The organism is Rhodobacteraceae bacterium M385, from assembly GCA_025141835.1.
Classification (GTDB): Bacteria; Pseudomonadota; Alphaproteobacteria; order Rhodobacterales; family Rhodobacteraceae; genus Gymnodinialimonas.
In genome coordinates this window covers 1,318,807-1,338,283 of record CP081102.1, presented here as the reverse complement: position 1 = coordinate 1,338,283, position 19,477 = coordinate 1,318,807, and the positions used below count along the sequence as shown (strand labels likewise).

The following is a 19,477-nucleotide window of genomic DNA, read 5'->3' as shown; positions in this document are numbered from 1 at the left end:
CTTTAGCGACGCCCTATTTGCCCTTAACGGAACATCGGAGGCCGCGCATCAACCCATTTTCCGCGCTCTTTGGCCGAATCCACCGCCGCATATACCGCCGCCATGGACCGCACCCCGTCCACCGCTTTGGGCAGGTTGGCGGATGACCCGCCTCGGATCGCGCTGGCCAAATCCACGTAGATATTGGCGACGGCCAGGGGAAAGCCCTCGGGATGCGCAATTGCCACGCGGCTCAGGCGGGTTGCCTCATCGGAAAGACCACCTTCGCCCTTCTCCATGATCTGTGTCCGCCCACCCACAGGCGTGTAGTAAACTTGGTTCGGCTGCTCGGACGCCCACCGGAATCCGCCAGTCTCTCCAAACACTTGGATGTCGAAACCGTGCTGCCGCCCAATCGCCACAGACGAGGTCCAGAGCCGCCCCACGGTGCCGCCTTCCATGCGGAAGTTAACCATAGCATCATCTTCCAGAACCCGGCTGTCGATCGCGCTGGCGAAGTCGGCGGAAAGCTCTCGCACCTCGTCGCCGGTGATGAAGCTGGCCATATGCATCGCGTGGATGCCGCAATCGGCGAACTGGCCAGAAACACCAGCCATTTCAGGATCATAGCGCCACCGAACCCGAGGGTTGTCGGCATCCGTCGCATCCCCATGGTGTCCATGAGAGAAATTCGTGACGACCAAACGGACCTTCCCGATCTCGCCCTGCGCCACCATATGGCGCATTTCCCGCACCATTGGATAGGCCGAGTAGCAATAGTTAACGGCGCATATTTTCCCTGCCTTTTCCGCAACTTGGACGATCTCCTCGCCCTGCTCCACGGTCATCGTCATGGGCTTTTCGCACAGGACATTAAAGCCGGCTTCAAGAAACGCCTTGGTAATCTCGAAGTGGGTGGAGTTCGGCGTCGCCACCGTCACCAGATCAACACGATCCTCCCGCGCGGATTCCGCGGCCAGCATCTCGCGCCAATCGCCGTAGGCACGATCCGGCGAAACCCCCAAGGATTCAGCGTACTTACGCCCCTTCTCCGCGTCATGATCCAATGCGCCAGCCGTCAGAACAAAGTTCCCATCGGCCTGCGCCCCAAGGCGGTGCGCGGGCCCGATCTGAGACCCCTCACCGCCACCAATCATACCCCATTTCAGCTTTGTCATCGCCGCCTCCTGTAGACCGGGCCTCGGCCCGGGTCGTGCTTAAAAGCCAATGCTTTGCAGATACTCACGGTTGGCACGCGCATCATCTAGAGGGCGCACATCCAACAGCGGATCGCAATCCTGCTCCACGGTGCACCAGCCCTCAAACCCGGCGTCCAACAAGATCTGGCGCACAGCAGGGAAATCCACATCGCCCTGACCCAGGTTGCAGAAGATCCCCTGACCGCATGCATCGTAAAATCCGGTGCCTTTCGCGATCACGTCCGCTTTAACAACGGGGTCGATGTCTTTGAAATGCATATAAGAAATGCGGTTTATGTGGCGCTTCATAAAAGCCACGGGATCGAAACCCGCGTAAGAGTGGTGACCAGTATCGAAGCAAATTTTCAAGATCTCTTCGGGTACTTCATCCAACAAACGTTCCAACTCAGGCTCGAAATCCATGAACCCCGCCGCATGGGCGTGAATACCCACGGTCAACCCGTATTCCTCGGCTCCGATTTTTGCGATCTTCGCGATCCGGTCCCGGTAAGCGGCCCACTCACCCGCATCCATCTGCTCGGCGGCATCAGCACGGCCCGCGGTGGGCGCACGTCGAGGAGAGATAGAGTCAATCAAAACAAGATGTTCCGCACCATGGGCCGTCAGCGCCTTACAGGTGCGGACGGCACCGTCCAGCACATCGTCCCAGGCATTCGGGTCGTGGAACGGGCGGAAAACGACGCCACCGATCAGCTCCAAGTCATGCTCAATCAATGCGTCGCCCAACAGCGCCGGATCTTCTGGCATGAAGCCCACTGGCCCCAGTTCGATCCCCTTATAGCCCGCTGCCGCGCAGTCAGACAAAACCGACTGCCACGTGGGATTACGGGCGTCATCTGCGAATTCCACGCCCCATGAACAAGGTGCGTTACCGATACGAATAGTCATGAATTTCCCTTTCAATCCTGAGGGATAGAAGCCCAACCGCCGGTTTCGGCGGCCACAAAGGCGGTGTCGATGATGCGGCTGACATCAAGCCCGTCGCGGAAGGTGGGCCAGATAGATGTGCCCGTTTCGATGGCACGCAGGAAGTCACGCGCCTCGATAATGATTTGATCCTGATAGCCCGTGCCATGCCCCGGCCCCTGACAGAAAGGAAGGTAATCCGGGTGCTCCGGCCCCATGAGGATTTTCACAAATCCGCGCGTCGCCTCTGGCCCCTCAGCCCGGTAGAGGTGAACGGCATTCTGGTCCTCTTGATCGAAGCAGATAGAGCCTTTTGTGCCATGTATTTCATAGGCATAGCCCATTTTCCGCCCGGTTGCCGTACGGCTAAAGTAAAGGTGCCCCATCGCGCCATTCGCGAATCGAACCATCATCTGAGCGTGGTCGTCGTTATCAACTTTTACCCCGCCGCGCGTTGCATGAACGGTCTCGATCGAGGCGGAAACCTCCGCCATCGGCCCCATCAAAGCTAACGCGCAATTAATCATATGGGGCGCAAGATCGCCCATGCAGCCATTGGCACGCCCGGTGGTGCGCCAGTTTGCCGGTTCGTTGGGATCGGCCAGAAAATCCTCTGTGTGCTCGCCCCGGAACCAGGTCACATCACCAATCGCGCCTTCCTCCAATAGCTTGCGCACGAATTGTGTGGCGGGGGTGCGCACGTAGTTGAAGCCGATCATATTGGGCAGATTGGTGGCCTCCGCCGCGGCGACCATCGCGGAAGCATCCTCGAACGAGGCACCAAGAGGCTTTTCGCAAAACACTGGCTTTCCAGCAGAAAAAGCGGCTTCGGCGATCTCTCGATGCGTGTCTTGAGGCGACGCAATCACGATGGCCTCTACCTTCGGATCCGCCACCATCGCCCGCCAATCCCCCGTGGCGCGAGCGAATCCAAAGACCGCACGGTAGCGCTCCGCCGAGGCCTCGCTAGAGGCGGCAATCATCTCCAGCCGCGGGCGCAGGCCCGTGTTGAACACCGCGCCAACAGATGCCATTGCGACCGCATGGGCCTTTCCCATATAGCCGCCGCCGACCAAGCCAATGCCGATTTCGCCCATAAAGCACCCTCCCTTGCGCAACCGTATTGCAACCGGTTGCAAAACACGTATCCTGCAAGTGACACCTTCGCAATATCCAATCTGGAATCCGACCGGGGAAATACAATGACCGCACCGACATCTACAATTCGGCTGACCGTGGCGCAGGCCATCGTGCGCTATCTGATGAATCAGTTCATCGAGATTGACGGCGTTGAGACCCGCATTTGTGGCGGGGGTTTCGGAATTTTCGGCCACGGCAACGTGCCCTGCCTAGGCGAGGCGCTGTATCCGGTGCAAGATGAGCTGCCCCTTTATCGTGGCCAGAACGAACAAAGCATGGGCTTTGCAGCCGCCGCCTACGCCAAGTACCACCTGCGCCGCCGCTTCATGTTTTGCACCGCTTCCGCCGGGCCCGGCACGGCCAACTTGCTGACAGCCTCAGCCCTTGCCCACGCCAACCGGTTGCCGATGCTGATGTTGTGCGGCGATACCTTTATCACCCGCCTGCCCGATCCGGTGCTGCAACAGCTTGAGCACTTCGGGAACCCAACCCTCGGCGTTAACGATGCCTTCAAGGCCGTGACCCGCTTCTGGGATCGAATCACGCATCCCGCGCAGATCATCCAATCCCTGCCCGCCGCCTTGGCCACCATGCTGGATCCCGCCGATTGCGGTCCGGCGTTCCTTGGCTTGCCCCAAGACGTTCAGGGCTGGACCTACGACTACCCCGAAGCCTTTTTCGCACGTCGCGTTCATCGCATTCGCAGCCAAGCGCCCGACGCCGCAGAGATCGCCGATGCCGCGGCGGCGCTGAAGCAGGCCAAACGTCCCATGATCATTGCGGGTGGCGGCGTACAATACGCAGGCGCCGTGGCCGAATTGACCGCCTTCGCCGAGGCGCACAACATCCCTGTCGTCGAAACCATCGCCGGGCGCGCGAACCTGTTGGACGATCACGGGCTGAACATCGGGCCGTTGGGCGTTACGGGATCGGACTCGGCTAATACCATCGCGGAAGAGGCCGATGTGATCCTTGCCGTTGGGACAAGGTTGCAGGATTTCACCACCGGATCGTGGACTGCCTTCGCCAAAGATGCGCGGTTGATCGGTTTGAATGTCGGCCGCCACGATGCTGCCAAGCATCTTTCGCTGCCAGTGGTGGGTGACGCCAAGCAGAGTCTTCCGGCCCTTGGGTCAGCTTTGGGAAGCTACGCGGCTCCGGCAGAATGGACGGATAAAGCCAAGGCCGAACGCGCGAAATGGACTGACTATGTCGCGGACAACGTGGCCCCCGGAAACCGACCCAATTCTTACGCTCAAGCCATCGGTGTTGTGAACGCACTTTGCGACAAACGCGACCGTGTTGTTGCCGCCGCAGGGGGGCTTCCCGCGGAAGTGACAGCCAACTGGCGCACCCTTGATGTGGGTACTGTAGATGTCGAGTTCGGCTTCTCTTGCATGGGATATGAGATCGCAGGTGGTTGGGGCGCGCGGATTGCACAATCCGAAAGCGAGTCCACAGCCGATACGATCGTTTTCTGCGGGGATGGTAGCTACCTCTTGATGAATTCGGACATTTACTCAAGTGTCCTGACCCAGAAGAAAATGATCGTTCTTGTGCTCGATAACGGCGGTTTTGCCGTCATCAACAAGCTGCAAAACAACACCGGGAACGAGAGCTTCAACAACCTGATCGAGGATTGTCCCACGGTCCCCGAGCCCTTCACCGTAGACTTCGACGCCCACGCCCGGTCCATGGGGGCGGCAACCGAAACTGTGTCCAACCCTGCCGAGTTGGCCGAGGCTTTCAAGCGCGCCAAGGCCGCCGACAAGACCTCCGTCATCGTGATGAAGGTGGACCCCTATGAGGGCTGGACCACCGGCGGGCACGCCTGGTGGGAGGTCGGGACCGCACAGGTTTCGGACAATCCTAACGTGCGCGAGAAGCACGCGGAATGGGAAGCGGAGCGCATCAAGCAAAGGCAGGGCGTGTGATGCAGATTCAGGGCAAAAACTTCCTTATCATCGGCCGTGCGGGGATGGATATGTACCCCGACCCTCCCGGCACCCGGACCGAGGACGCAACGCATTTCTTCACCTGCCTTGGCGGCTCCTCCGCCAACATCGGCGTCGCGATCACGCGCCTTGGGGGACGGGCTTCTTTGGTCACCCGCGTCGCCGATGACGCGATCGGTCGGTACTGTTGCAATCAGCTGGACCACTACGGCATCGACCGCACCCATGTGCATGCCGAAGGCGGCGAGGCGCGCAATTCGCTCGCCGTGGTTGAGACCCGGATCGAGGATCACCAGTCGGTGATCTATCGCAATGGCGCCGCTGATTTTGAGATGACAATCGCCGATGTAGAAGCCGTGGATTACACCGCTTTCGACGCGCTGATTACCACCGGCACGGTCTTCGCGGCAGAGCCTTCGCGCAGCGCCGCATTCCGCGCGTTCGAGCTGGCGAAAGAGGCCGGGTTGCCGCTGATCTTTGACGTGGACTACCGCCCCTACTCCTGGCCCTCAGCCGAGGTCGCTGCCGAAGTTTATTCCCGCGCCGGGGCCATGTGTGATGTGATCGTAGGCAATGATGTGGAGTTCGGATTTATGGCCGGAGACTACGACCAAGGCCTTGAAAAAGCACGTGAATTGGTAGGAAATGGCGCCGCCATCGCGGTCTACAAAATGGGCGAAGAAGGCGCGGTCACGATCACCCCGGAGGGTGAGGTTCGCACCGGAATCTACCGCACGCAGGCCCTGAAACCCACAGGTGCCGGAGACAGCTTCATGGGCGGTTTCGTGTCGGGCTTGGCCGACGGTCTGCCCATCGGCGAAGCTGTGCTACAAGGCTCTGCCAATGCCGCTATGGTCGTGGCCCGGGTCGGATGCGCCCCCGCCATGCCCACCCACGCCGAACTGGACGCATTTTTGAACGAACACCCCGGGCCGACCCGCGCCGGTGAACCGGCCTGAAAGGATAAAATCACTATGCATATCCCTCCGTTTGATAACCAGAACAAGGCGATCGTGGACGTGGACGACGCCCATGTGCCGCTGACCTACTTCAATATCGTAAAACTGAAATCCGGCGATGCCTTCGATTACCGCCTTAAAGGCTATGAAACCTGCGTCGTTCCGGCAACGGGCACGGTCACCGTCGAAGTGGGCGGAGACACCTATGCCGACATCGGCAATCGCGGCGCAGATGTCTGGGATGGCGACCCGGAGGGCGTCTATGTGCCTACGGACACCGGCGCCCGGATCACGGCGCAGACCGACACCGAAGTCTTCATCGCTGGGGCGCAATTTGCCGAGACGCTGAAGCCTTTTGCCGTGCGCTCCGCCGATCTGGACCTTGTGCAATACGGGTCAGACGACACAAAAACCCATCGCAAGATCAAGCACATCCTTGGCGCTAGCCACCATGACCGCGTGGGCCGATTGTTGGTGAGTGAGCTGTTTACCGTGGGCGCTGGCGGCTGGTCTGGGTTCCCGTCTCACAAGCATGACACGGATCGCCTTCCCGACGAGACGCGCCACGATGAGACCTACAACTTCCGCTTCAAGCCCGACTACGGATCGGGGCTGCAAATGTTGCAGCGCGTCGATAATGAGCCGGGCGACGCCTATCACATCGTCAATGGGTCTACAGTTCTGATCGACAAGGGCTACCACCCCTGCTGCGTCCTGCCGGGGTACGAAATGTACTACTTCACCATTCTGGGCGGTCTGACCCAGCGCAGCCTGAAGCAGTACTTCCAACCAACTCACGCCGAGCAATTACACACGATCCCCGGCATCATGGACATGGTGGAAAAGTTCAAATGACCCTCGCAACGCTTTCCGATGTCGTCCTGCCCGCCTCTACCGGAGGCTATGCCGTTCCCGGCCTTGTCTGCCTTGGATGGGAGGACATGCGCGCCTTCGCCATGGCCGCCGAGGCCGAGCGTGCGCCCGTAATCCTGCAAGCAGGCCCCTCCTGCCGCGAACACACGCCTTTGCCGATTTTGGGCAAGATGTTTAGGCACTTGGCCGAAAGCGTCTCGGTCCCCGTGGTGGCGCATTTGGACCACGGCTATACCATGGACGATTGCAAAGCCGCACTTGATGCGGGCTTCACTTCGCTGATGTTTGACGGCTCCAGACTGCCGCTGGATGAGAACATCGCCCAGACCCGCGCGGTGGTGGAGCTGGCCCATAGCGCAGGCATTTCGGCAGAGGGCGAGATCGGTTTTGTCGGCTACTCCGGCGGAGAGGCCAGCGCCGGAACAGACCCAGAAGATGCCGCACGCTTTGCCCGTGAAACCGGGGTCGATGCCATGGCGATCAGCGTGGGCAACGTCCATTTGCAGCAAGATCACGAGGGCGGCTTGGATGAGCCGCGCATCCGCGCGATTGAGGCGCTGACTGATGTGCCTTTGGTGATTCACGGCGGATCGGGTGTACCGAATGCGCAGCGATTATCGCTCGCCACCAGCTCGCAGATCGGCAAGTTCAATATCGGCACCGAACTGCGCATGGCCTTCGGCGCGGCGCTGCGCGACGCGGTAAATGCCGACCCTGATCGCTTTGACCGTGTGCAGATTTTGCGCGACACCCACGATCCGGTTCTTGAGGCCACCCGCAACGTTTTCCGTAGCATGAATGCGTCTGGAAAGGCTTGAACGCGACCGTAAAATAAAGACACGCCGAGCCGTGGCTCTCCTGCGGCTCGGACACCTGAACCAATTGATCTAGCTGTTAGATTTTGGCCATGTAAAGATCAGGTTATAGGCCAGAAACCCGCCAATCCCGGCCGACAGATAGGCCCAGATGTCATTGCCGAAAGACATCTCTACAAACGCCCATACAAACGGCACAAGTACCAATAGCCAACGCCGCCATGCGGCTTGAAAGAAGGGGTGTGATGGATCGATCAGTTTCATCCCACCACCTAGCCCGAGCGGACGCTAAATCGCAAGCCGCCCCGAAACCCAGAATGCGCGCTTGCCGGAGCAACCGCCGCGATGTTGCGGCTGCCCCCGCTTGATTGAACTAGCTTGCCACCGCATCCATGAATCGCTGACGGATCACGACCGGATCTTTCGTGATGACGGGCAGCTTGATGTTGCCACTGTCGCACTTGGACACGATGATCGTCATCTGCTTACTGTCGATGGCTGCTTGCAGCGCGGCACCGGTATCAACATCTTGGCAGACCACGACATTTTCGCAGCCACAGGCCTTTGCCACGTTTTCTAGCTTGGTCAGCTTGCCCGCATAGGTGGGCTGGTCGCCAGTGGACCCGTAAGAGCCGTTGTCGATAATCAGAAGGATGTAATTGTCGGCCACGTTGTTGGCGATTGTGGGCAGCGTGCCGAGGTTCGTCAGAACCGAGCCGTCGCCATCAATGGAGATCACGGTTTTGTCCTGTGCCAAGGCAAGGCCAAGACCAATCGACGAAGAAAGCCCCATGGTGCCGAGCATGTAGAAGTTGCGCTCATTGTCGTCGATCATGTGCAGCTCTTGGCTTGGCAGACCGATATTACAAACGACGAGGTGAGGGTTCAGGATGGGCGCGATCTCGCGCAGGATTTCGGAACGGATCATTGGTCGCCGTAGCCTCCCCAGAAGGACGCATCGGTCAGGATGGCCACAGGTTTGTTGCACATGAAGGTGTATTTCAGGATCGCGTCCAGCTCATCCGCGTCACGTTCCTTGTGGAAGTGGTAGGTGGGGATGTTCATCTGGTTCAACAGCGCCTTGGTGTGAACGGCCATTTCGACTTGGCAGGCCACGGGTTCACGCAATTCACCCCGGTAGGAAATCAGCATCGGCAGAGGCATCCGGTAGTACTGGATCAGCGTGGCCAAGGTGTTGATCGTCACGCCAATCGCGGTGTTCTGCATGATGATCGCAGGGCGCTTGCCGCCCATGAAGGCACCGGCACACAGGCCCATCCCCTCATCTTCCTTGTTGGACGGGATGTGGAAAATCTCGGGCCGGGCTTCGACCTCATCAATCACCCCGGCCAATTGCTTACAGGGCACGGTCGTAACAAAGGACACGTCGTTGGCGACGAGATCGTCAACGATCTTCTTGGAAATACTCACGGGCGTCACAAGCTCCTGTTGCTGAGGGCGTAGTTAATCAAAGGGCCGCAGCACAATTTTGGGCGCGGCGGTGGTGCCGGAACGGATGTCAAGGAAAGCCTGCGCCCCGTCGGAGAGCGGGCGGGCCTCGGTCCAATTCAGCGGGCCGAGGCGGCCATCGAAGATGGCTTGCGCCGTGTCCCGAAAATCCTGCGCGGTGTAGGTATAGGTGCCGATGAAGGTGATCTCTTGCAAGGTCATGCGACGAACGTCCAAACCGCCCGTGGCCTCCCCCAAACCGATGTGAGCAATCACGCCGCCGGGCCGTGCATGGGCCGAAGCGGTGGCACGGGTGGCAGCAAAGCCCACGGCGTCAATTACCACGTCGAAAAGGGCATCAGCGGGCAGATCATCAGGGGAAATGGCCCTTTGTTGGCAAAGCCCGTTCAGAGCCGTCCGGCGCAGGTCATTAGGCTCCAGAATGGTGACATCGGTGATGCCCTGAGCGCTAAGCGAAAGCGCCGCGCCAAGACCGATTGCGCCGCCGCCAATCACCAAGGCATGGGCGGCATCCGGTACAACACGCTTGGCAAGGCGAACGGCGTGCCAGCCGCAGGCAATCGGCTCCGCCAAGCATGCCGCATCAAAAGACACGTGATCGGGCACTGTCACCAGGTTCTCATCGCGCATCGCCACCAGTTGCGCAAAGGCCCCTTCGCGCGGCGGCAAAGAGATTATTATACGCTCGCCACACAGGTTCCCGTTGCCCGCCGTACAGGCCGCGCAGGCGCCGCACGACACCAGCGGGTTCACGGTGACCCGTTCCCCGGCGCGGGGGCCGCCGATGATCTCTCCGGCGGCTTCATGGCCAAGGATCAGGGGCGCAGGGCGGCGCGCATCGTGGCCCAGATAGGCATGCATGTCAGACCCGCAAATGCCTACGGACATGACCTTGACCAAATGCTGTCCGGGGGCAGCCACCGCATCGGGCACTTCGCGAAACCCAAGGGCCTCAGGCCCGTCATAAACAAGCGCCTTCATTTCGCTGTATATCCCCCGTCAACCATCAGGACTTGTCCCGTCACGTACGATGCGGCCCCTGAACACAGGAAAAGCAGCGGGCCGTCAATGTCTTCCATCGCTCCATTGCGCCCCACGCAAGTCTGCGCGGCATTCCGCGCGACGTGATTGGGGGCCGAGAATAACGGCCCCGTCAACTCTGTCGGGAAAAAGCCCGGGCCGATGGCATTGGCCAAGGGTGCCAGCATTAAGCATTTGAGGACAGATCGAAGGCTTCGTCGGGGAAGTATTTGGCCAATCGCACATCGGCTGAACGGGCATGTCCCTCCATCCCCTCAAGTCGCGAAATCCGCGCGGTAGCAATCGCCACATCGCGCGAGCCTTCGCGGGTCGCCTGCTGCCATGTCACGATTTTCATGTACTTATGAACCGACAACCCGCCGGTGTAGCTGGCCGCGCCCGAAGTGGGCAAAACATGGTTGGTTCCCGATGCCTTGTCGCCGTAAGCCACTGTCGTTTCCTCGCCCAAGAACAAGGAGCCATAGCAGCTGAGGCGGCCTTTCCACCAAGCCAAGTCCTCGGCCTGCACCGTCAAATGCTCGGGGGCATATTCGTCGGAACAGGCGGCCATATCTTCGCGATCCGCGCAGATGATGACCTCTGCGTAATCGCGCCATGCGGCGGCGGCGTTTTCCCGGTTCACCTCTGGCAGATCATCGATCAAAGCGGGGATACGGGCCATGACATCTTCGGCCAGCGCCTTGTCATCAGTGACCAGCCAGACCGGAGAGTTATAGCCATGCTCGGCTTGACTGACGAGGTCGGTGGCTACCACATGGGGATCAGCGGAGCGGTCAGCAAGGATCAAGCTATCGGTCGGCCCGGCGATCATGTCTATACCCACACGCCCAAACAAGTGGCGCTTGGCCTCGGCCACAAACTGGTTCCCGGGCCCCACAAGAATGTTGGCCTTTGGCAGTCCGAAAAGACCAAAGGTCATCGCCGCTATCCCCTGCACCCCCCCCAGCGCCATAATCGTATCCGCGCCACAGATATGGGCCGCATAGACAATGGCCGGGGCCACTCCGATGCTGGGGCGTGGCGGAGAGGTTGCGATAGTATGCTTGCACCCCGCGACCTTAGCAGTTGTCACGGTCATGATGGCGCTGGCGATATGGCTGTAGCGCCCGCCCGGCACATAGCAGCCTGCCGCATCCACCGGAATCGCCTTTTGCCCGGCGATGAGGCCCGGAACGACCTCGACCTCCACATCGCTGACGGTGGCTTTTTGGGCCAACGCAAAGCGACGCACGTTGTCGTGGGCGAACTGGATATCGGCTTTCAGTTTGGCTGGAACCAAGGCGCTGGCGGCAGCGATCTCTTCCTTGGTGAGGATGATATTGCCGTCGTATTTATCGAATTTCGCAGCATATTCGCGCGCTTTGTCGTCTCCGCCTGCCTCGATCTCTGCCAAGATTGTGCGCACGGTCTCCTGCACGTCGGACGCATCTGACGCAGAGGTGAGCGGCGCTTTCTTCAGGTATTCTCTTGTCACGTCACGACATCCTATTGCTGGCGGAGGCCCTATGGCGCGGAAGCGGCAACGGGCGAGCTGCGCGCGAGGTGTTCGGTTTCATCTACAGCTTTGTAAGCCTTTACATTGCAGGTCTGCAAGCCTTTACATTGCAGGTCTGCAAGCCTTTACATTTGCGCGCGACGGGCAATGACCTTAAGGTGACACGCCTGATGACCCCGCCCCGCCCCACCCCGACGCTTCATGATGTGGCAAAGCTATCCGGCTATTCGACCGCGACGGTGTCTCGGTGCTTGAACTTTCCCAGCCAAGTGTCGGAGAAAACCCGCGATAAGGTGATGAGCGCCATCGCAGAGCTTGGCTATTCCCCCAATTTTGGCGCCCGCGCGATGGCTGCGCAACGCACCAACACTATCGGCGCGATCATCCCCACAATGGAAAACGCCATCTTCGCCCGCGGCATTCAGGCGTTTCAGGAGGAGCTAAACGAGAATGGCTATACACTTCTGGTGGCCAGCTCTTCGTACAGGGCGGATTTGGAGGAAAGTCAAATCCGCTCGCTCGTGGCGCGCGGCGCCGATGCGTTGTTGTTGGTGGGACACCGGCGCGCCCCGGAGGTCTACCAGTTCCTAGAAGCGCAGCAAGTGCCGACGTTGATCACATGGGCTTTCGACCCGGACGGCGCACGACCGTCCATCGGGTTCAACAACCGTGTCTCCATGGGCGCGATGGCACGAGAGGTCTTGCGCCTGGGCCATCGACGCTTGGCGATGATTTCGGCGCATACTGCCACCAATGACCGCGCGGGCGCGCGCTTGGACGGTGTGCGCGATGCCCTGCGCGACGCAGGGCTGTGCGACATGACCTTGCCCGTGGTCGAGACAAATTACGGCATTGAGAACGGGGCAGAGGCATTCACCCAGTTGATGCAGGCCAGCACCCGGCCCACAGCCGTTCTATGCGGCAATGACGTATTGGCCGTCGGTGCGTTGAACCGCGCCAGAGAGATGGGGTTAGTGGTGCCACGCGACGTGTCGATCACCGGGTTCGACGATATCGAATTGGCGCAGGTGGCCTTCCCAAAGCTATCCACCGTCCATGTCCCGCACCGAGAGATGGGGCGCAAAGCAGCCGCTGCGCTGATCGGTTATTTGAATGGGGAGGGGGAAGTTGTCGCAGAAGAGCTGACGGCTGACCTTCGACTTCGTGACAGTTTGGGGCCGCCGCCGGTTTAGGGTGGGAAAGGCCATCAAGGGGGGGGACGACCGCCCACCGTCACGATGGGGGTGGGCGGTGTTCTTGAGTTGTATTGGCCAAGATGAAGGGGGGAGCGGCGCGCGAAAGTAGCAAGCGCGCGCGGGGACGACGTGTGGAAAGTGCGCGCGCGCCCCGCGCGGGGTGTTACGCGGGGGCGGGCGGGATTTTGAGCGGCTTAGATTGCGAGATATTCTTCGCGAAGCGCCTGATTTTCCAGAACTTCCTTCGCATCGCCATCAAAGACGACACTGCCGGTATCCAGAATAACGGCACGGTCCGCCAGTTTCAGGGCGGCCACGGCGTTTTGCTCGACGATGATCGTCGTGATCCCCTGGTCGCGGATCAGGTTCAGCGTGCGGGCGATTTCCTGAACGATGACGGGGGCGAGGCCCTCGTAGGGTTCATCAAGAAGCAGGATTTTGATGTCCCGAGCCAAGGCGCGAGCGATGGCCAGCATCTGTTGTTCACCGCCGGAGAGGGTCACGCCTTCTTGTTTGCGGCGTTCCTCCAGGCGGGGGAATAACTCGTAGATGCGCTCTAGGGACCAGCCCACAGGCGGCGCGATCTGCGCCAGTTTCAGGTTCTCTTCCACCGTCAGGCCGGGGATGATGCGGCGGTCTTCGGGCACCAAGGCTACGCCTGCGGCGGCGGCCTGGTGGCTTTTCATCTGGTGCAATGGCTTGTGATCCAACCAGATTTCTCCGTGGCGAACCTCGGGGTCATCGACGCGGGCGATCGCGCGCAGGGTCGACGTTTTGCCCGCCCCGTTGCGCCCAAGAAGAGCCAGAATCTCGCCCTCGTGGACGTTGAAGCTTACGCCTTGGACGATGTAGCTTTCGCCATAATACGCATCAATATTCCAGACCGACAAAAACGCGGGCGCGGTGGCGGCGTGGTTGGCGTTGGGGTCAAATGTGGACGTGGTGGTCATGTGTGATCTCCGATCAGCGCAAGGACGGGCAACGGGTGCAACGGCAGGTTAAACCTGCGCATCGCCCAGATATGCTTCGCGTACTTTCGGGTGGCCCTTGATGTTCTCTGGGGTGTCTTCAACCAGCGGCGTGCCCTGGGCCAAGACGGTGATCCTGTCGGCAAGGCTGAAGACCACGTGCATGTCATGCTCGATGATCGCCATGGTGATGTTGCGGGTTTTGCGGATCTCTTTCAGCAGCTCGATCGTGTTGTTGGTATCGGCCCGAGCCATGCCCGCCGTCGGCTCATCAAGCAGCAGAAGCCGCGGGTTTTGCACCAATGACATGGCCATTTCCAGCCGCCGTTTGTCGCCCCGTGACAGAGAGCCTGCGAGCATCTCTGTCTTTTTGTGCATGTCGACTTCGCGCAACATCTCCATCGCTTGCGCCAGAATGTCGGTCTCTTGGCCGATGGATTCGTAGGCACGCATCCGGAACGACCCGTCGCGGCCGGCAAAGCAGGGGATCAGCACGTTTTCCAGCACCGTTTGATCGGCAAAGATCTCGGGCGTTTGGAAGACGCGGCTGATGCCCATCTGGTTGATCTCATGGGGTTTGCGCCCCAGCACCGGCTTGCCGTCGAACATCACTGTCCCGCTGTCGGGGATCAATTTCCCCACCAGCACGTTGAGAAGCGTCGATTTACCGGCCCCGTTGGGGCCGATGATCGCGTGGCAACTGCCTTCTTCCACGTTGAGGTTTACGTTCCCCAAGGCTTGGAGACCTCCGAAGCGTTTGTTCACGCCTTCTACTTCAAGCATTCCCATCGTCTTCGCTCCTATTCGCCCGACTTCGCGGAAGTGGTATCTGCGCCATCACGGGATTTGCGGCTGAACAGCGCGCCAATCCGTTTGCCGCCCTCAACGATGCCGCCCGGCAAGAAGATCACCACCAGCATGAACACGAGGCCCAAGGTCAGGTGCCAGCCAGAGCCCACGAAGGGATAGATGATGTTCACCAGCGTGTTCTCCAGCCATTCTGGGAGACCGCCGAACCAGTTGTGCAGAACAGTCGAGCCGATCGTCGAGATGATGGATTCGAGGTAAGCAATCACCCCAGCCCCAAGAATTGGGCCGATCAACGTGCCGGCACCGCCCAGGATTGTCATCAAGACCACCTCACCCGATGCGGTCCAAAGCATCCGTTCGGCGCCCGCGATGGGGTCCATGGCGACCATCAGTCCACCGGCCAGACCGGCATACATGCCCGAGATCACAAAGGCGGCCAGCGCGTAGGGCTTGGGGTTCAGGCCCGTATAGCTCATTCGGGTCTGGTTCGATTTGATCGCCCGCAGCATCAGGCCAAAGGGCGAGCGGAACAGGCGTACCGCAAGATAGAAGGCGACCAGCATGATAAAGCCACTCAGGTAGTAGCCCATGTTCAGCGTGAAGGCCCAATCGCCCATGGTCAGCTCCAGGCTATCGCGCATCTCGATCCCGAACAGGTTGGTGGAGGGGATGTTGCCGGTGCCACTTGCCGCACCGTCCAGCACCCGAGGATCGTCGAGGGCCAGAGACAGGTTGGATTCACCGCCCGTGATCGGCGTCAGAACCGAATAGGCAAGGCTGTAGAACATCTGCGCAAAGGCCAGCGTCAGGATCGAGAAGTAGATCCCCGTGCGGCGCAAAGAGATGAAGCCGATCAGCAGGGCAAACAGGCCCGCTACGACAACCGAGATGATAAGCGCCGGAAGGACATTCACCGTCAGCAGTTTCATCGTCCAGACCCCGGCGTAAGAGCCGATGCCCAAAAATGCCGCGTGGCCGAAGGAAAGATAGCCCGTCAGACCAAACAGGATGTTGTAGCCCACGGCGAAGATGCCGAAGATCACCAGCTTTTGCATCAGATCAGGATAGCCCGCGTTGAACTGCGCCATGCCAACCGATTCAGGGAACGGGTTCAACAGGAACGGGGCGAAGACAATCATCGCAGCGACGATAAGAAACAGTCGAAGATCACTCTTGTTCAAACCAAGCATTGATCAATCCTCCATGACGCCCTTGCGGCCAAACAGGCCACGGGGACGGGTCAAAAGTACGATGACGGCGACGAGGTAGATGACCACCTGATTGATGCCGGGGATAAGTTCGATGATCCACGACATGGATGCAAAGGACTGAAGGATGCCAAGCAGGAACCCTGCGGCGACAGCGCCGGGTAGTGACCCCATGCCGCCCACAACAACAACCACGAAGGACAGCACAAGAAAGTCCATCCCGATGTGATAGTTGGGCGACAAGATCGGCGTATACATCGCGCCCGCAAGGCCCGCCACGATAGCGGCGATGGCGAACATGATGACGAAGCGGCGGTCAATGTCGATGCCCAGAAGGCCCACCGTCTCTCGGTCCGCCATGCCGGCGCGGACGACCATGCCGAAGGTGGTGAACTGGAGGAAGGCGAAGACCGCGCCGATGATAACTGCCGAGAAGGCAAAGTAGATCAGGCGCCAGTACGGATACATGATCGTGAACGGATCGAGGCCGAACATCGCGCCGATATCAAACGATCCGGTGAACGCCTCGGGCGCGGGGGTCGGGATTGGGTTCGCGCCGTAGAACGCTTTAATGATTTCCTGAAGCACGATGGCGAGGCCGAAGGTCACAAGGATCTGGTCCGCGTGGGCACGTTTGTAAAAGTGCTTGATCAGGCCACGCTCCATCACCACGCCGATGATCGCCATGATCGGGATCGCAATCAGCACCGATAGGGGCACCGCCCAATCTATCATGCCGTTCCCCACGGTTTCACCGAACCAAGACACCACATAGGGCGTGTCGATGGTCATCGGGTTGCCTAGGAAGTCGGTCCGGGTTTCATCCACAACCTCATAGGAAATGCCAAGCACACGCTTGACCGTCACGGCGACGAAGGCGCCCATCATGAACAAGGCACCGTGAGCAAAGTTCACCACACCAAGTGTCCCGAAAATCAGGGTCAAACCAAGCGCGATTAGCGCGTAGGCAGACCCTTTATCCAGGCCGTTAAGAACTTGTAGGATGATCGCTTCCATGGCTTTCCCCGTTCAGTAGGCAGTAAATATGAGTGCCGCGCCTATTAACGCGCGGTTACACAGAGGGCCCGCATCGCTGCGGGCTATGGTATAGGAGGGTTAGGGCATCAGGCCCCTGCACATGGCAGGGACCCGACGTTTGTTTCACCTTAAGCGCCTGGGTTACAGGTGCCCAAGTCGCCGCCCGCGAAGTCCGGGTGGTCGGTGGCGTAGGTCGCATCTTCGCGCGACGTGATGTCCACGATTTCCACCAGATCGAATTCGTTCTCGGGGTTTTCTTTACCCCGCACAACGACCACGTCCTTGAAGCACTGGTGATCGTCGGCACGGTACAATGTTGGGCCGTTGCCCAGACCGTCGAACTCGAACCCTTCCATGGCTTCGACCACAGAGCAGGGGTTGAAGCTGCCGCCACGGGTAACCGCATCTGCGTAAAGCAGTGTCTGCGCGTAGCATGTCTGCGCCGCCTGAGAGGGTGGGAAGCCGTATTCTTGGCCGAAGGACTGAACGAAGGCGTTGGTGCCTGCATACCGGTCGCCACGCTCGTTCTCGATCTTCCAGTCCCAGTTCTGGGAACCAAGGATACCGACGATGTTGTTGCCCGCACCGCGTGCCATCAGCTCGGAATACAGTGGCACAACGATCTCGAAGTTGATCCCGTCCACCTGCAAATCGCGCAGACCGAACTGAACCGCTTGAGTCAAAGAGTTGACCATGTCCCCACCGTAGTGGTTCAAAATCAGAACGTCGGCACCCGAGTTGGCAACTGGCGTGATGTAGGACGAGAAGTCGCCCGCGCCCACTGGCGTGAGAACGGCGTTGGTCGTTTCCCAACCCATGGCCTCGGTATAGGTCTGCATGGAGCCCTGCTGCGACCAACCCCAAGTGTAGTCCGCCGTCAGATGATAGGCGCGACGGTCGGTGCCGTAGGCTGCTTCAAGGATCGGCGCCAGCGCACGGCCAGACTGCTCGGTGTTGAAGAAGTGACGGAAACCGTTGGCACGACGGTCTTTACCGGTCGTGTCATTGGAGTGGGTCAGACCTGCCATGAAGATCACGCCAGCGTCTTGGCACAGGCCCTGAACCGCAATGGCAACGCCCGAGGACGAACCGCCAGAAATCATGATCGCGCCATCGCGTTCAATCATCGAGCGCGCCGAAGACCGTGCCGCGTCGGAAGATGTCTGCGTGTCGCCAGTGACGTACTCAACCCGGCGGCCAAGGATACCCGTGCCGTCCAATGCGCTGGACGAGAAGGTGTTCAGCATACCGCCGTCGCCTTCACCGTTCAGGTGCTTAACGGCCAGTTGGAACGCGCGCAGCTCGTCTGCACCTTCGTCCGCATAAGCGCCGGTCTGTGGCACGTTGAAGCCAAGCGTGACCGAGCCTTCGCCCGGCGCGTTGGTGAAGCCCGTATGGCCATCGGCCCAAACGCGACCGGTGAAGATTGTTGGAACTGCCAGGGCCGCACCAGAGGCGGCGCCTGTTTTCAGCATGCTTCGACGGGTAAAGTTACCTTTCGACATGTCTTCCTCCTAAACTGTGGAAAGACCCGGACCTCCCAATCCAGGCGAGGGTAATTACTACCCACGCAGAAGGTTGCAGCCCTCTAGAAAATTATCAACGCGGGGGTTTGGGTGAAATTTTATTCTGTTACTTTTTTTACAGATACGAGAAAAACTAGGAAATTTATCCGGCTAACTGACGGATTTTACATGTAAAGCGCGCGTTCATTTCGCGAAAACTATCAACCCGCCTTGGCAATCCAGATCGTGTGGCGGCTTCCGCGCTTCGCCCGGCTGGCCCGAACACTGTGGACAGTGGCCTTAAATCCGCATTGTTCCAAACGCCGTGTGAAGGCCGGATCGGGATGGGCCGACCAGATCGCCAAAACCCCGTTAGATGACAGCGCGCGCCGCGCGGCGTTCAGGCCTGCGACCGAATATAGCCCGTCGTTATCGGCCCGTGTCAGCCCGTCGGGGCCGTTGTCCACGTCTAACATGATCGCTTCAAAGCGGCCTTGGGCTGATCGGATCATCTCTGCCACGTCGCCAATCTCGACCCGCACGCGCGGGTCGTTCAGGCAGTCTCCGAACACCGGGGCCATTTGCTCCGTTGCCCATGACACCAGCTCTGGCACGATTTCCGCGACCACCAATTCCGCCTGCGACGACGCCACATCCTGCGCCGCGCGAAGGGTAAAACCCATGCCCAACCCGCCGATCAAGACCCGCGGCGCGGCGACCTTAGGCAAAGCCTCGAACGATAATGTCGCCAGCGCCTCTTCCGAGCCGCCGAGGCGAGAGTTCATCAACTCGTTCCCGCCTTCCAACCGGATCGAGAATTCCTCCCCCCGGCGCGACAGACGCAAACGGTCCCCTTCCGGCGCGATGGCAGAGGCCAGATGTATCCAAGGCTGCATAAT

19 protein-coding genes and 1 pseudogene are annotated in these 19,477 nt (G+C 59.8%); 5 read left to right on the top strand and 15 right to left on the bottom strand.

Annotated elements, in window-relative coordinates; translation table 11 throughout:
• Positions 1 to 23: 23 nt before the first annotated feature.
• From K3728_06535 to K3728_06525, 3 genes are read right to left on the bottom strand one after another with little or no spacing between them, the layout of a single operon-like run.
• A complete protein-coding gene (locus tag K3728_06535) occupies positions 24 to 1,157 on the bottom strand; it encodes a Gfo/Idh/MocA family oxidoreductase (GenBank protein ID UWQ96867.1) in 1,134 nt (377 codons plus the stop codon).
• 39 nt (positions 1,158 to 1,196) lie between these two features.
• The gene (locus K3728_06530) at positions 1,197 to 2,087 is read right to left on the bottom strand and encodes a sugar phosphate isomerase/epimerase (GenBank protein UWQ96866.1); all 891 of its coding nucleotides are present in this window, start codon (positions 2,085 to 2,087) and stop codon (positions 1,197 to 1,199) included.
• A gap of 11 nt (positions 2,088 to 2,098) precedes the next feature.
• On the bottom strand, positions 2,099 to 3,202 hold the full coding sequence (locus tag K3728_06525) for a Gfo/Idh/MocA family oxidoreductase (protein UWQ96865.1): 1,104 nt from the start codon (positions 3,200 to 3,202) through the stop codon (positions 2,099 to 2,101).
• A 105-nt stretch (positions 3,203 to 3,307) separates the two neighbouring features.
• Here K3728_06525 and iolD point away from each other — a divergent pair, with 105 nt between their 5' ends.
• Genes iolD through K3728_06505 form a run of 4 tightly spaced genes read left to right on the top strand, consistent with a single transcriptional unit; the run spans position 3,308 to position 7,850 of the window.
• Complete coding sequence (iolD, locus tag K3728_06520; protein ID UWQ96864.1) at positions 3,308 to 5,179, top strand: 3D-(3,5/4)-trihydroxycyclohexane-1,2-dione acylhydrolase (decyclizing); 1,872 nt, start codon at positions 3,308 to 3,310, stop codon at positions 5,177 to 5,179.
• Positions 5,179 to 6,159, top strand: a complete 981-nt coding sequence (iolC, locus tag K3728_06515) for a 5-dehydro-2-deoxygluconokinase (GenBank protein ID UWQ97475.1) — start codon at positions 5,179 to 5,181, stop codon at positions 6,157 to 6,159. The genes iolD and iolC overlap by 1 nt, the downstream gene beginning before the upstream one ends.
• Positions 6,160 to 6,174: 15 nt before the next feature.
• Positions 6,175 to 7,014 carry a 5-deoxy-glucuronate isomerase gene (locus K3728_06510; GenBank protein UWQ96863.1) on the top strand — a complete coding sequence of 280 codons (840 nt, stop codon included), beginning with the start codon at positions 6,175 to 6,177 and terminating at the stop codon, positions 7,012 to 7,014.
• Positions 7,011 to 7,850: a class II fructose-bisphosphate aldolase gene (locus K3728_06505; protein ID UWQ96862.1), complete on the top strand. Its 840-nt coding sequence runs from the start codon at positions 7,011 to 7,013 to the stop codon at positions 7,848 to 7,850. The genes K3728_06510 and K3728_06505 overlap by 4 nt, the downstream gene beginning before the upstream one ends.
• 69 nt (positions 7,851 to 7,919) lie before the next feature.
• Here K3728_06505 and K3728_06500 read toward each other — a convergent pair whose 3' ends face one another.
• The 6 genes and pseudogenes from K3728_06500 to hisD all read right to left on the bottom strand — a co-directional run bounded on the left by K3728_06500 (position 7,920) and on the right by hisD (position 11,832).
• A complete protein-coding gene (locus K3728_06500) occupies positions 7,920 to 8,111 on the bottom strand; it encodes a hypothetical protein (GenBank protein UWQ96861.1) in 192 nt (63 codons plus the stop codon).
• 109 nt (positions 8,112 to 8,220) lie between these two features.
• Complete coding sequence (comE, locus tag K3728_06495; GenBank protein ID UWQ96860.1) at positions 8,221 to 8,775, bottom strand: sulfopyruvate decarboxylase subunit beta; 555 nt, start codon at positions 8,773 to 8,775, stop codon at positions 8,221 to 8,223.
• The gene (comD, locus tag K3728_06490; GenBank protein ID UWQ96859.1) at positions 8,772 to 9,278 is read right to left on the bottom strand and encodes a sulfopyruvate decarboxylase subunit alpha; all 507 of its coding nucleotides are present in this window, start codon (positions 9,276 to 9,278) and stop codon (positions 8,772 to 8,774) included. Before comD ends, comE begins: the two co-directional genes overlap by 4 nt.
• A 33-nt stretch (positions 9,279 to 9,311) precedes the next feature.
• Positions 9,312 to 10,298, bottom strand: coding sequence for an alcohol dehydrogenase catalytic domain-containing protein (locus tag K3728_06485; GenBank protein ID UWQ96858.1), 987 nt, complete (start codon positions 10,296 to 10,298; stop codon positions 9,312 to 9,314).
• A pseudogene (locus K3728_06480) lies at positions 10,295 to 10,510 on the bottom strand (SDR family oxidoreductase). Before K3728_06480 ends, K3728_06485 begins: the two are co-directional and overlap by 4 nt.
• Before the next feature lie 14 nt (positions 10,511 to 10,524).
• Positions 10,525 to 11,832, bottom strand: coding sequence for a histidinol dehydrogenase (gene hisD / locus K3728_06475; protein UWQ96857.1), 1,308 nt, complete (start codon positions 11,830 to 11,832; stop codon positions 10,525 to 10,527).
• A 191-nt stretch (positions 11,833 to 12,023) separates the two neighbouring features.
• Here hisD and K3728_06470 point away from each other — a divergent pair, with 191 nt between their 5' ends.
• Positions 12,024 to 13,046 carry a LacI family DNA-binding transcriptional regulator gene (locus K3728_06470; GenBank protein ID UWQ97474.1) on the top strand — a complete coding sequence of 341 codons (1,023 nt, stop codon included), beginning with the start codon at positions 12,024 to 12,026 and terminating at the stop codon, positions 13,044 to 13,046.
• A 197-nt stretch (positions 13,047 to 13,243) separates the two neighbouring features.
• Here K3728_06470 and K3728_06465 read toward each other — a convergent pair whose 3' ends face one another.
• The 6 genes from K3728_06465 to K3728_06440 form a co-directional block, all read right to left on the bottom strand.
• Entirely contained in the window at positions 13,244 to 13,999 is a 756-nt protein-coding gene (locus tag K3728_06465) for an ABC transporter ATP-binding protein (protein UWQ96856.1), read from the bottom strand.
• Positions 14,000 to 14,047: 48 nt separating this feature from the next.
• Positions 14,048 to 14,806, bottom strand: a complete 759-nt coding sequence (locus tag K3728_06460; protein UWQ96855.1) for an ABC transporter ATP-binding protein — start codon at positions 14,804 to 14,806, stop codon at positions 14,048 to 14,050.
• An 11-nt stretch (positions 14,807 to 14,817) separates the two neighbouring features.
• Positions 14,818 to 16,017 (bottom strand): branched-chain amino acid ABC transporter permease, encoded by a 1,200-nt coding sequence (locus tag K3728_06455; GenBank protein ID UWQ96854.1) that lies wholly within the window; start codon positions 16,015 to 16,017, stop codon positions 14,818 to 14,820.
• 3 nt (positions 16,018 to 16,020) lie between these two features.
• Complete coding sequence (locus K3728_06450) at positions 16,021 to 17,052, bottom strand: branched-chain amino acid ABC transporter permease (protein UWQ96853.1); 1,032 nt, start codon at positions 17,050 to 17,052, stop codon at positions 16,021 to 16,023.
• Positions 17,053 to 17,201: 149 nt separating this feature from the next.
• Positions 17,202 to 18,578, bottom strand: coding sequence for a substrate-binding protein (locus tag K3728_06445; GenBank protein ID UWQ96852.1), 1,377 nt, complete (start codon positions 18,576 to 18,578; stop codon positions 17,202 to 17,204).
• A gap of 221 nt (positions 18,579 to 18,799) precedes the next feature.
• The gene (locus K3728_06440; protein ID UWQ96851.1) at positions 18,800 to 19,474 is read right to left on the bottom strand and encodes a spermidine synthase; all 675 of its coding nucleotides are present in this window, start codon (positions 19,472 to 19,474) and stop codon (positions 18,800 to 18,802) included.
• Positions 19,475 to 19,477 lie beyond the last annotated feature (3 nt).